12 protein-coding genes are annotated in these 11,778 nt (G+C 62.7%); 9 read left to right on the top strand and 3 right to left on the bottom strand.

The genetic code is table 11. The annotated features are described in order from the left end of the window. Positions 1 to 131: 131 nt before the first annotated feature. Positions 132 to 1,607 (bottom strand): allantoin permease, encoded by a 1,476-nt coding sequence (allW, locus tag J2S71_RS05640; protein WP_307389495.1) that lies wholly within the window; start codon positions 1,605 to 1,607, stop codon positions 132 to 134. A gap of 35 nt (positions 1,608 to 1,642) precedes the next feature. Then, the gene (gene allC, locus J2S71_RS05635) at positions 1,643 to 2,872 is read right to left on the bottom strand and encodes an allantoate deiminase (protein ID WP_307389491.1); all 1,230 of its coding nucleotides are present in this window, start codon (positions 2,870 to 2,872) and stop codon (positions 1,643 to 1,645) included. A 468-nt stretch (positions 2,873 to 3,340) separates the two neighbouring features. Here allC and J2S71_RS05630 point away from each other — a divergent pair, with 468 nt between their 5' ends. Then, on the top strand, positions 3,341 to 3,868 hold the full coding sequence (locus J2S71_RS05630; protein WP_307389488.1) for a nitroreductase family protein: 528 nt from the start codon (positions 3,341 to 3,343) through the stop codon (positions 3,866 to 3,868). A gap of 66 nt (positions 3,869 to 3,934) precedes the next feature. Here J2S71_RS05630 and J2S71_RS05625 read toward each other — a convergent pair whose 3' ends face one another. Continuing rightward, entirely contained in the window at positions 3,935 to 4,894 is a 960-nt protein-coding gene (locus tag J2S71_RS05625) for a 2-hydroxyacid dehydrogenase (protein ID WP_307389485.1), read from the bottom strand. A 177-nt stretch (positions 4,895 to 5,071) separates the two neighbouring features. Between J2S71_RS05625 and J2S71_RS05620 the strand changes: the two genes are divergently transcribed. The 8 genes from J2S71_RS05620 to J2S71_RS05585 all read left to right on the top strand — a co-directional run bounded on the left by J2S71_RS05620 (position 5,072) and on the right by J2S71_RS05585 (position 11,777). Beyond that, positions 5,072 to 6,715 (top strand): PucR family transcriptional regulator, encoded by a 1,644-nt coding sequence (locus J2S71_RS05620; protein WP_307389481.1) that lies wholly within the window; start codon positions 5,072 to 5,074, stop codon positions 6,713 to 6,715. Further along, positions 6,712 to 7,578 (top strand): alpha/beta hydrolase, encoded by an 867-nt coding sequence (locus J2S71_RS05615; RefSeq protein WP_307389479.1) that lies wholly within the window; start codon positions 6,712 to 6,714, stop codon positions 7,576 to 7,578. The genes J2S71_RS05620 and J2S71_RS05615 overlap by 4 nt, the downstream gene beginning before the upstream one ends. A 175-nt stretch (positions 7,579 to 7,753) precedes the next feature. Beyond that, the gene (locus J2S71_RS05610; protein ID WP_307389476.1) at positions 7,754 to 8,227 is read left to right on the top strand and encodes a TetR/AcrR family transcriptional regulator; all 474 of its coding nucleotides are present in this window, start codon (positions 7,754 to 7,756) and stop codon (positions 8,225 to 8,227) included. A gap of 72 nt (positions 8,228 to 8,299) precedes the next feature. Beyond that, the gene (locus J2S71_RS05605; protein WP_021725204.1) at positions 8,300 to 8,869 is read left to right on the top strand and encodes an MptD family putative ECF transporter S component; all 570 of its coding nucleotides are present in this window, start codon (positions 8,300 to 8,302) and stop codon (positions 8,867 to 8,869) included. Between the two features lie 404 nt (positions 8,870 to 9,273). Next, positions 9,274 to 9,696, top strand: a complete 423-nt coding sequence (locus tag J2S71_RS05600; RefSeq protein WP_307389473.1) for a YjdF family protein — start codon at positions 9,274 to 9,276, stop codon at positions 9,694 to 9,696. A 196-nt stretch (positions 9,697 to 9,892) separates the two neighbouring features. Continuing rightward, positions 9,893 to 10,024, top strand: coding sequence for a hypothetical protein (locus J2S71_RS05595; protein ID WP_307389471.1), 132 nt, complete (start codon positions 9,893 to 9,895; stop codon positions 10,022 to 10,024). Between the two features lie 398 nt (positions 10,025 to 10,422). Then, a complete protein-coding gene (locus J2S71_RS05590) occupies positions 10,423 to 10,989 on the top strand; it encodes an RNA polymerase sigma factor (RefSeq protein ID WP_370873209.1) in 567 nt (188 codons plus the stop codon). Next, entirely contained in the window at positions 10,986 to 11,777 is a 792-nt protein-coding gene (locus J2S71_RS05585) for a hypothetical protein (RefSeq protein ID WP_307389464.1), read from the top strand. Before J2S71_RS05590 ends, J2S71_RS05585 begins: the two co-directional genes overlap by 4 nt. The last annotated feature ends 1 nt before the right edge of the window (position 11,778 follow it).

The raw sequence follows: 11,778 nt of genomic DNA, 5'->3' as shown, positions 1-11,778 counted from the left end.
AGGAGTCCTTTCAATCAGAGGGGTTATTCGGCACGTACACGAACGCTTGCAGACGGAGCCATGGCGCCGCAAGTCGGTTCAGCCTGGATGCGTCCGGATCGCACCCAAGACAGGTAGAAGCGAGACAGGACTCAAACCTTTCTTTCCAGCCGCTCAAGCAGGACATAGAGGATGGCTGCCGAGAGGAAGCCGACGAACCAGGAAATGTTCGAGAGAGACGAGAGCGCCGGTATGAAATGACCGAGAAGGCAGAGGATGAGAGCCATGAGCGTCGCGGCATAGGCCGATTTCTTGAGGCCGAAGTATGGGTTGCCTGTGTTGTCGGCAGCTGGATTCATATAGAGTTGGTTGAGATCGAGCCGCTGCCTTCTCACAAGATAGAAGTTTGCCATCATACAGCCCGCCACAGGGCCGAGCACGGCACCAATCGTATTGAGGAAGGTCGCAATGCCGCCGCCCTCCATGAGCTTCCAAGGCAGAATCGCGACGCTCACGAGACTGGCGATGAGGATGCCCCTGCGGTAGTCAATCCTGTCAGGAAGGAGGGCCGAGAGCTGCAAGGCAGCCGGAATGACGTTGCCCGTTGCGTTGGTCGAGATGGTGGAGAGCAGAAAGCACAGCATTGCAAAGATGACAGCCGGGCTCGAGCTCCAGTTGCCGATGAGCTCAAGAATGTCGAGATACTGGACGCCATCATGGATGGAACCGCCAACCATGATGATGACAGAGCAGATGGCAAAGACCACATAGCCTACGACAAGGCCAAACGCCTGTCCCTTCGCCTGCGCCCTGGTCGATGTCGCATCACGAGTGAAGTCCGAGACACTCGCTCCAGGTGCTGCCCAGACAGCCAATACCGAGCTGAATATAACGAAGTAGGCAAAGACGGGGTTCACGGCACCTGTGGTCACGACCTGATAGGAAAGGATGCCTTCCATACCACCGGCGGCTCCGACAGCCCAGACGGTCATGCCAATCACGAGTACATAGATGAGGGGACTCAAGATGGCGGTGAACTTATTGAGAACGCTACCCCCACCGATGCCAATTGCGACGTTCGCAAGCCAGAACACCATGAACGCAACGAGCCCTGGTACACTGATGCCCAGAATATCGACACCGGGTGCAATATCGGCAAAGGCGGGGAAGAGCCTCACGAGGATGATGTAGAGCGCCTTGGAGCCCAGATAGGTCTGTACGGCAAACCAGCCGATGGCGGCAACGCAGCCGCGCAGGAACCCGGGCAGCTTGGCACCCAGGTTGCCATAGGTCGAACGCAGACAAATCGCGAAGGGGATGCCATACTTCGACCCTGCCACGCCATTGGACACCATGAATGCCGTGACTATGGCGCCGGCCAAGGCGACTGCGAGCATCACGCCCATCGGAGGCAGGCCGAGCACGAGGCCACCCGCCACGGGGAAGAGGAAGCCGGCCACCGCATTGTAGTTTGGAACGTTATGCACCGACCCCATCCACAGCGTGAAGAAGTTCCTGGCACCCATCGTGCGCTCCGATGTCTGCTTGGGCAGGATATCGTCGTTGTAGCCCCGCCCCTCGAGCTTCTGCACCACAGCTGCCGTGATGATCTGATCCTCGAATGTCATAGCAGCCTCGCCTCCTTGCCGCCAGCCAAAGGCCATCAGTACGCAAGCGCGTAGAGAGTGGCCTCGAGGGCATCGATGCCCTCCTTGATGTCCTCCATCTTCGTGGCTTCTGCCGGATTGTGGCTGACACCCCTGATGGAGGGAACGAAGATCATTCCGGACGGAATGTACCTCGCGATAATCTGAGAATCATGACCGGCGCCGGAATGCATGTCGAGGGCATTGAGACCCCGCTCCTGACAGACTCTCTGGATGACAGAGATCATCCCATCATCCATAGGCACCGGGTCTTCGTCCATCCAGTTGTCGACCTCGATCTCGATTCCCATGTCGGCACAGATGGCGCGCATGTCGGAGACGATACCATCCGAGAAGCTCACCAGGAAGTCCTTGTCCGTATGGCGACAGTCCATCGTGAAGGTCATCTCGCCCGGCACGACATTCACGACATTGGGCCTGACCTCGACCTTGCCGAAGGTGAGGACGAGTGGATCCCCTGCGGCCCTTGCCTTCTCGATAGACTGGGAGACGACCTTCGCATAGGCCTGCACCACATCATGGCGATAGCGCATCATCGTCGTGCCGGCATGGTTCGCCTCGCCTTTGAGATGGATGTCATAGCGGCGTTGGCCCACGATGCCGTGGACGATGCCTACCTGCCTTCCTTCCATCTCGAGGGTGTTGCCCTGTTCGATATGGAGCTCGAGCCAGTTCGTAACTCCGTCCATCAAGGGGTCATGTCCACGGTTGAAGTCGAATCCACACTCATGCATCGCATCGACGAACCTCACACCATCCTTATCCATAATGTCTGTCATCTGGGCATTGTCCTCGAGGTCGAAGAGGTTCTTACTACCCCAGAAGACATAGGGAAAGCGGCTCCCCTCCTCTTCCGCCATGCTGATGACGGCAAGCCCCTTCTTCGGCTGGCCATGGGTCGCGACGAGGTCCATCGTCGCAAGGAGGGCGGCCTCGATACCGAGGGCACCATCGAGCTTGCCCCCGTTCACGACCGTATCCACATGGGAGCCCGAAGCAACGATGCCGGCGTCCGAATCGGACCCGGCGAAGGTGCCCTTGAGATTGCCCACCGCATCGAACCTTACGGCCATGCCCGCCTGCTCGAACCTCTCCTTGAGCGCACTCTGCGCGGCACGCCACTCGGGCGTGTAAAGCAGACGCACCATACCCTGATCCTCGCCCTGGTAGCCATACTGTGCGAGCCAATCGATAGTCTTGGAGACATCCTGTACGGAAACGCTCATCAGTGCACTCCCTTGGACAGCGATACGAGACTGGACAGCGATACGAGACGTATCTGGATTTGGAACATCTCAATAGGGAGCGGAGGCGTGCCTTACCGATTCCCCTTGACGCGGCAAGTATCATTCGGAGGTCACACCACCAGCTTATCCTCGGGGGACAAAAAAGGGCTCTTCGCTTTCCTGTGCTGTAGATGTGCAGGTAGACTTAGTAAGATCACGGTCCTGCACACAGCCTCGCAGGGAGCCAACCCGCTGAGCGGCAGCTTCCCGCCGGCGAGCGTCGAAGGGCCGACCGTCCGCGGGAACATGCTCAACCCGCAGGGCCCGAACGGCATCAGGAGCGCGGCGCCTGCAGTGACAGACCCTTCAGCTTTTACCAGAATCTATCCTGCCAGACAGTGCGCCGCCCAACAGATTGCGCTATACAGAACACAACATCGAGCCACCCCCCAACGGAAAGGATCCACCATGAGCCTCATGGACACCTTCCTGGCACGCAGAAGCGTCCGCCAGTTCACCGGCGAGCCTGTGAGTGACGATGAGATCAGACAGATTGTGGAGGCCGGCATGTTGGCTCCCACCGGCAAGGGCATCCGCCCCTGGCACTTCATCACAATCCAAGACCCTGACCATATCCATGGCCTGATCGGCTGTCGCAGGGGTGGACCTGCGATGCTAGAGACCGCGACCGCCGCAATCGCCGTCCTCGGCGACACCACGAAGTCAGATACCTGCATCGAGGACAGTTCGGTCGCCCTCGAGAACATGCATCTCATGGCCTTTAGCTTGGGCCTTGGCAGCTGCTGGCTGCAGGTGCGCCTGCGCCCTTCCGAGAAGGAGGGTGTCTCGACCATGGCATTCCTCAGGGAACGCCTCGGCTTCCCCAACCAGATGGAGCTCGAGGCGCTGCTGGTCCTCGGCCATTCCGCCAAGGAGCCCGCGTCCCACGCCCTAGATGAGCTTCCCCGTGGCCGCATCCACAGGGAAGTCTGGTAGCCGTAGCACGCCGCTCCCGCTTCTTGCAGCAAGGCGCGCCTCCTCGTGCCTGCAGTCCTTCAGCCTCTAGAGTTCGCAGACATTCTCCGGCTTTCCATCGAGCCAGGCGATCACGTTGTCGAACTCGATCCGAGCGCGGCGCTCCATCGCCTCCTCGGTGAGGAAGGCCACATGCGGGGTCAGCACCGCATGCTTGGCATGGAGGAGCGCATAGTCCTCCGGCAGGGGCGGCTCCATATCGAAGACGTCCACGCCTGCACCAGCCAGATGCCCCCTGTTCAGGGCAGCGGCCAGGGCGTCGTTGTCCACGATGGCGCCACGGGCACAGTTTATGAAGACCGAGCCTTCCGGCATCAGGGCGAACTTCCCTGTCGTAAACATCCTGTGCGTCGAGGCATTGCTCGGCAGATGCAGGCTCACGATGTCACTTGCCGCGAGCAGCTCGTCAAGATCGCTCACATACTCGATGCCCGCCCTCGTCGCTTCCGGATTCTCGTGGCGCGCATAGCCTAGGACATGGGCACCGAAGGCGGCAAAGAGTCGGCCCGCCTGGGTGCCGATATGGCCGGTGCCGACGATGCCGACGACCTTGCCGGCAATCTCGCGACCCGTGAGTCCCGACGAGGTCTTCCCAGAGCGTACGGCCGCGTCTCCCTCAGCCACGAGACGCAGGACGTCGATCGTGAGACCCAAGGTCAACTCGGCCACGCTCACATCGGAGTAGCCCGCGCAGTTGCAAACCACCACACCCCGCTGCCTGCAGGCGTCGAGACCGACGTGGTCGATGCCCGTGAAGGCCACGGCAATCATCTTGAGGGCGTCGGCACCCCCTACGACGGAAGCGGGGTAGGGGTTGTTCGCAATCATCACGACATCGGCGCCTGCGCTCCTCTTCGCGAGTTCCCCCACATCGGTCGTCCTCTGGTCGAAATACACAAACTCATGGCCCCGCCCACGGATGGGGGCACTGAGCTTTGAGACCGTCTCCTCAGATACGCCAAGCGGCTCCAGCAGTGCGACACGCATGCCAACCCTCCCAAGGTCCGAGACTACGAACCCATTATAGGCTGCCAATCTAGCGTGGCTCCCCCCCTGGCGATGATCTATACCGCTGGATAGATAGCACCTCTTACCAGACTTATCTATCAGAGATAAACATCTCCGGCTCTGCATGCGATATCTTTGTCTTCCAAGGAGATAACGATGACAAGGCCCCGCATACAGATCAAGGAAGAGACGCTCACCGCTCGCTCTGTGCTCGACCTGGCGAGCTTCGAAGGTGCTGAGGTCATTGCCGGTGAAGGGGGGCTTGGCCGCACCATCAGCAATGCGATGGTAATGGAGGCGGCCGACATCGAGCGCTGGGGCCGCAGGGGCATCTTTCTCGTGACCAGCTTCTTCGCCCTGGAGCCACTCTCCCTCGAGGAGCGCACGCGCTTTCTCCAGAGGCTTGTGGCCGTGGAGCCCGCAGGCATCGCCTTCAAGCCAGGACGCCTCTACGCCGAGGCACCTGGGGACGTGGTGGCCTGCTGCGACCGGGCAGACATCCCCCTCATCCAGCTTGCCACGGAGACGAAATACGAGAGCATCCTTGCCGATGTGATGGGCTCTGCCCTCGACACCAACCTGATGCTCCTGAACCGCTTCTTCAGCATCCACCAGCGGACCATGAAGCTGGCGCTTGAGCAGCCGAGCATCCATGTGATCCTGGACCAGGCCAAGAAGTCGATCGGCATGGACTGCTCCTACTACGGACGTTCCTCAGGCACCTGCATCTCGACCTCGCCCCGGGCGGTCAGCCTCGAGAACCTGAGCCTCAAGGAACTCCACCGCGGCCACTACCAGACCTTTCATTACTACCATGCCTCCTTTGACACGGCAACGGAACAGGGACGGGAGGCTCTGGCCGTCATGATTCCGACGACCGAGGGCATGCCTGCCTATTTCCTGATCCATACGGGTGGCAGGACCCTCTCGCAGCTCGACGTGATGACCATCGAGAGCTTCACGAGCCTCCTGCAGATGGAGCTCCTCAAGGAGTCCGCCATCGAGGAGCGGCTCTTCCGCCGCAACAACACGCTCGTGCATGACCTGCTCCTGGGTCGCTGCACGACGAAGGCCGCCACCGACGAGTCCCTGAAGGAACTCTCGATCGAGAGCAAGCCCTACTACCAGGTGCTGCTTGTGCGCTTCCAGATTCTCGATGCGAAGGAGGGCGCCCGGATGACGGAGCTCCCCCATGCCCTCCGGCAGCGCCTCAAGCATCAGCACTACAGCGTCGTCTACTACGAGAGCAACAACCGCATCATCTTCCTGCGCAATCTCACCTCCGAGGCGCAGGGACTCAAGATGTCGACCGTCAGGGGCATCCTCAAGGACATGTGCGCGAACCCCGACCTGCCCGACTTCACCTACCTGGCAACGCTTTCCGGCATCGTCGGCCGCTACGACATCCAGCGTGCCAACGACCAGGTCATGGGCGTCTATCGCCTCTTCGATCCCGACCGCGGGCACAACCATCTCCTGTGCTACGAGGATCTGGGCATCTACCGCATCTTACTGAACATCGAGGACCATGACAAGCTCGTGCAGTTCATGGACCCCCATCTGCGGAGGCTCCGCAGCGAGAACCCACTCGTCTTCGGCACCCTCATGGCCCTGACGGACAACAACCTCAACTTCCAGCAGACGGCAGACCAGCTCTATGTGCACCACAAGACCGTGAGCTATCGTGTGAACCGCGCCCGCGAATCCTATGGGATCGACATCCATGACTCGGATACCCTGGCACAGCTCGTGATTGCCCGACGACTCCTGACCCTTATGGGAGAGGACATCCCGCAATGAGTGCAAGCGCGAGGACGACCCACGTCACCCTTCCGAAAGGCGCCACACTCCCCGTCGGCATCACGATCGAGCGGCCGCAGCCGGGCTGCGACCGACATGCTGCCCTCTTCTACCTCCACGGAGGGGGACTTCTCTATGGCGGCCGAGACGACCTGCCCCGCCGCTATGTCGATATCATCCTGGGGCGGGGCCTCACCCTGGTGACGGCAGACTATCCCCTGGCTCCCCAGGCTCAGATCGGCGCGATACTCAATGCCGTCGAGGAGGTCTTTCGCAGCTCAAGCGACCTCCTCCCGGCAGGGCGAACCTTTCTCTGCGGCCGCTCTGCCGGCGCCTACCTTGCCCTCATGCTCGCTCACCAGTTGGGCCAGTCGGGCGAGGCCCCCGCAGGCGTGATCGACTTCTACGGCTACTGCAACCTGGCAAAGATGCGCGCCGCCCTCTTCCAGCCCTCCCTCCACTACCGCCGCACCTATGCCCTCGTAGCACCACGAACCGCCCGAAGGCTCGCGGGCACGGAACCGCTCAGCTCCGCTCCGCTCGAACGTCGCCTTGGCCTCTACGTCTACGCGCGTCAGACCGGCAACTGGGGATCGCTCCTTGCGGTCACCCCATCCAACCTCGATGCCTTCTCCCTCGATGCCGAGGCCCAGCAGGATCTCCCTCCCCTCTTCATCGCCGCAAGCAGGGACGACGAGGATGTGCCCTTCCAGAATGCCACGGCGCTGGCGGCGCAGGCCCCCACGGCCGAGACCTTCTTCGTCGACGAGGGAGGGCACGACTTCGATCGCGACCCGGCGCGTCCCGAAGGAATGGCGGCCTGGAACTCCTGCCTCGACTGGGCAGGGCGGAAGATCCTGTAGCCCCATCCCCATCGTGCATCTTGCGCTCGTCCCCTAGGAAAGCATCATGCAATACCTCTCCACGGCTCTGTCCCACAGATTCCACGAGGCAATTATGCCCATCAAAAAGTTGACTTAAGTGAACTATTTAGTAATATTACGGTGTTCCGCTTCATGGGGAGGCGCAGTCACGCACATGGCCCGCGACTTTGACAAGACACACAAGCGCATCGTGGAGTCCGCGCTCGACCAGTTTGGGAGGATGGGCTTCCGAGGCACCTCCATCCGCGGGATCTGCAGGGAGGCCGGCGTGACCAACGGAGCGTTCCACGCGCACTTCAGGAGCAAGGAGGAGCTGTTCGACCAACTTGTCAAGCCATGCGTGAGCGGCTTTGACGAGCTCTATGGCAGCATGGCCGAGCGGTACATGGACATCGCGTCCCGCGGGGGCATCATGCGTTCCCTACAGCAATCGCTCGACTCGGTCGGGGAGCTCATCCACTTCGTCTTCGAGCATGCCGCGGCATTCCGCCTGATCCTGCAGGATAGCGGCGGAACCCGGTACGAGCACTTCGCCGACGATGTGGCACAGGCTGAGACGAAGGGCATGATGGCCTTCATGGAACGGTGCAAGCCGTTCCTAGGAAGGCAAAGGGTGCTGGGAATCTGACGCACGCCCAACCGCGGGCCATCACGGCATATCGTCAAGTGTCCTTGGGACGCAAGAGACGGGAGGTCAACCATGGGAAAGCGGATACTACACATCGGAGTGGCAGTCGTTGCCTACATCATGGTCTTTGTGATCGGAGCCACGAGCAGCTTGCTTCATCCCGCATGCTATGCGTACTTTGGCACTATAGCGCCGATTCTGTTCGCTTTTCCCTACCTTGTCGTGGCATCGGAGATCCGCACGTTTGGTGCGGCCACGATCCTGAATGGTCTCACGCTTGTCTGCGCCCTTGTCATGGACGAGGGCAACGCGGCATTCATCATCATCCTGATTGTGCTGACCATCCTGTCAGAGATCATACGAGGTGTCAGGGGCTACGGCTCGCTTCGGGGCGTCAGGCTGAGCTTCATCCCGCTGGCGCTGTCCTACTACGGCTATGCGGCGCATTGGTGGACGGCGACGGCGGCCACGCTGCAGGACGCGACCGAGGAGATGTCCGCTGACTACGCGGTCTTGGTGGAACAGGTCATCCGGAACGTTCCGATGCTGTGCGTCATGGTGCTCCTGGCCATTCCGGTAGCCATCCTGGGAATGCGCCTCGCCGAGAGGGTCATGGGAAGGCGTGCCGCCACCTTTGAGTGAGGGCGCCCCACTCCCGCGGCATCGCAATGCCGAACCACGTTAGCCGGGCGCTCGGTGGCACCTCCTGCGCGAAGGGTGCAATGGATTCAAACATACGCCCTACGTCTCGTCCATCATGCGCATGGCCTTCATCTCGAGGCACACGCAGGCGCGAATGGCCCGACCGGCCGTCGTCTGGGGAGGGACAGGCCATATCCCTCAGGGATGACACCGCCCTCCGCATGGGATAGACTGGGCCGCAGCATGTCCGCCCGATAGCCAGCCCGCTGTCGGACGGGGCAGGAGATGAAAACAGAGCTCCCGTCGGGTACTCGTGGAGCGATCCGCCGCCATGCGGACCCAGTAGCCTTCCTCCTAGGTCGTCCCTTCTCCTTTTGGCCCGCACATGGAAAAAGGAGGAGCGTATGGCACAGGTCGGTGCGTCCATGACCCTGACCGTCTTCCACGATGGCCAGTTCTGGGTGGGAATGTTCGAGCGCGTGGAGGGCGGGAGGCTATCCGCATGCCGCGTGGTGTTCGGGGCGGAGCCGTCCAACGAGGAGGTGCTCCGGCTCGTCACGGACGGCTGGGGCCGCCTCGCCTTCACCGACGGCATCGAAGCCGAGGCGCCCAGGAAGCCTGGCAGTCCCAAGCGCCGCCAGCGCGAGGCATCCCGTGCCCTTAAGGGCAGGGGGCCATCCACGAAGGCCCAGCAGGCGCTCTCGGAGCAGATGGAGACCTCGAAGGCCGCGCGCAGGGCGTCCGCCAGGGAAAGGCGCGAGGCCGAGAGGCAGGAGCGCTTCGAGAAGCGCGCCGAGAAGCGCAAGCGAAGGCATCGCGGACACTGAGGGGTCTGGGCTTCCGGTCGCCCTCCGCCCGACCGCCGGCGCTCCTTCCGCTGCTCCCTCTCCGTGCGTGACCTCTCGGTGAGCGCCGCTCCCATGGCCCCGTTGAACTGGGGAGAGATTGGCCTCATGGATGTCGCACATCAGCTCGTCCTCCAGGACCTCCCACAGCGTACCATTCTTGACGCCACCACCAGCCATGAGCACGTCGTCACCCAACCTATACTTCCGGGCCATCTTGGCGATGCGGCTCGATGTCACGAAGAAGGAGTTGACGGAGCGGCTGGGCATCCACAGGCCATCACTCTCGCGCAAGCTGGGCAGGATGTGAGCCGATGAGCTCGTCACCTATGACAGGAAGGGCATCGGGATTCGTAACCTGGAGGCCATCAGGGGGGCTCTGCCAGGGGTGACGTTCCTATATGCCTCGAGGGGGGCTCTGTCCCATCGTGCTGCCATGTGCGGCGTTGGCATCCTTGTGCTCGGAGGGTGCCCTTCAAAGTGCGCACGCAACGCATTTTCAAAACCGTCAACTGAGCAAACGCGGCACGAAAGGCATTGCGTGTGCACTTTGGGCGGCACCCCCCGAGTATCGGCCCAAAAAGGTGCTCGGCAACTGACTTACATGACCCACACGCCCCTACCGTAACCTCCCGCCCGGCAAGAACAGGAAGAAAATGGTGGCCGGGCGCACATACCCAGGCCCCCATACGTTGTAGTAGGTAGGAGGTGCGAATCTTGGCCAAGGACCATACCCTCGACGAGGCGGGCATCCGCCGCATCGTCGACGAGTGCTACGACGGCGTGCTCGCATACTGCCGCCGCCACACGGACTCGCCGCAGGATGCGCAGGACGTTGCCCAGGAGACGTTCCTCCGGCTCGTGCGCAGCCGCTCGAGGTACGCGGACGAGGGAAAGCCGATAGCCTTCCTCCTGACCGTCGCGCGGAACCTCTGCGCCGACCGAGCGAGGTCCGGGAGGTTCCAGCCCGGCGAGCTGGATGGCGCCATCATCGAGGATGGGGGCGCCGAGGGGCGTTTCGCCGCGGCGGATGTGCACCTCGATGTGCGCACCGCACTCGGGAAGCTGCCCGAGGACCTCCGCGAAGCCGTCGAGCTGCGCTACGGGCAGGACCTGATGGTGAAGGACGTCGCACGGGTCCTCGGGATCTCGCGATTCGCCGCGCGCAGGAGGATCAACGCGGCGCTCGCCCAACTCGGGGAGGCCCTGGGACCTGGCTACGGGGACGACGCGGCAGCCACCGTTCCCACGAACGAGGAGACGATGCGGACATGAGGCACACGAGGGACCTGGAGAGCCTGGTCAGACGGGCGTACCACTCCGAGCGTCTGCCAGCAGGCAACGAGGGGCGCGAGGCGGTCGTGGGCGCGATGATGCGCGAGGCTCGCAGCTGCAGGAGGGCCGACCGCCTCGACGCGCTCGCCTCCTTCGTGGGGGCGCAGGTACGGTTCGTAGGGTGGCGGGCCTGGGCGGCCCAAACCGTGGTGGTGGTCCTCATGGCCGCCGTCTGCACCTCCGGGGCGGGAGGCAGAACCGTGGCCGCGGCCACGAGCCTGCTCGCTGCCACGAGTGCCGCCATCGGCCTGCCCTGGCTCCTCGCCAGCAGGGCGCAGGGCATGGCGGAGCTCGAACGCTCCTGCCCCTTCGGCGCGGGGAGCGTCGCGCTGGCCCGCCTGCTCGTCCTCGGCATGGCAAGCGCCCTCTCCCTGACGGGCATCCTGGTGGTCGCGCCCGCCCTGGCGGGGACCGACCCGGTCATCACTGCCGTGCGGGCGGCGGCACCCTACCTCCTCTCGTGCGCGGGCGCCCTCGCCCTCGGCATGAGATCCAGTCGGACCGACGCGGCGCTGGCGGGCGTCGCCTGGGTCACCCTCGTGGCTGCGGCATCGTGCGCCGTGTACGCCGCCGTTCCGGCGGCCTACGACGCGGCGTCCATGTGGGTCTGGGGCGTCGCGTCCGGGATCGGCGCGGCGTGGTCCCTCGCGGAGGCCATCTCCTGGGTGCGGGCATGCGCGTACGGCATGGCACCCCTGCCCAACCGGACCGGCACCCCCGCCCTCTGAC

The sequence above is a fragment of the Olsenella profusa DSM 13989 genome, from assembly GCF_030811115.1.
GTDB lineage: Bacteria > Actinomycetota > Coriobacteriia > Coriobacteriales > Atopobiaceae > Olsenella_F > Olsenella_F profusa.
The sequence above is the reverse complement of the archived record's forward strand: the minus strand, read 5'-3'. Positions and strand labels throughout refer to the sequence as shown.

Excerpts from the sequence above, each read along its gene's own strand:
- allW (WP_307389495.1), bottom strand. The coding sequence starts at position 1,607 with ATGACATTCGAGGATCAGATCATCACGGCAGCTGTGGTGCAGAAGCTC.
- allC (WP_307389491.1), bottom strand. The coding sequence starts at position 2,872 with ATGAGCGTTTCCGTACAGGATGTCTCCAAGACTATCGATTGGCTCGCA.
- J2S71_RS05630 (WP_307389488.1), top strand. The coding sequence starts at position 3,341 with ATGAGCCTCATGGACACCTTCCTGGCACGCAGAAGCGTCCGCCAGTTC.
- J2S71_RS05625 (WP_307389485.1), bottom strand. The coding sequence starts at position 4,894 with ATGCGTGTCGCACTGCTGGAGCCGCTTGGCGTATCTGAGGAGACGGTC.
- J2S71_RS05620 (WP_307389481.1), top strand. The coding sequence starts at position 5,072 with ATGACAAGGCCCCGCATACAGATCAAGGAAGAGACGCTCACCGCTCGC.
- J2S71_RS05615 (WP_307389479.1), top strand. The coding sequence starts at position 6,712 with ATGAGTGCAAGCGCGAGGACGACCCACGTCACCCTTCCGAAAGGCGCC.
- J2S71_RS05610 (WP_307389476.1), top strand. The coding sequence starts at position 7,754 with ATGGCCCGCGACTTTGACAAGACACACAAGCGCATCGTGGAGTCCGCG.
- J2S71_RS05605 (WP_021725204.1), top strand. The coding sequence starts at position 8,300 with ATGGGAAAGCGGATACTACACATCGGAGTGGCAGTCGTTGCCTACATC.
- J2S71_RS05600 (WP_307389473.1), top strand. The coding sequence starts at position 9,274 with ATGGCACAGGTCGGTGCGTCCATGACCCTGACCGTCTTCCACGATGGC.
- J2S71_RS05595 (WP_307389471.1), top strand. The coding sequence starts at position 9,893 with ATGAGCACGTCGTCACCCAACCTATACTTCCGGGCCATCTTGGCGATG.
- J2S71_RS05585 (WP_307389464.1), top strand. The coding sequence starts at position 10,986 with ATGAGGCACACGAGGGACCTGGAGAGCCTGGTCAGACGGGCGTACCAC.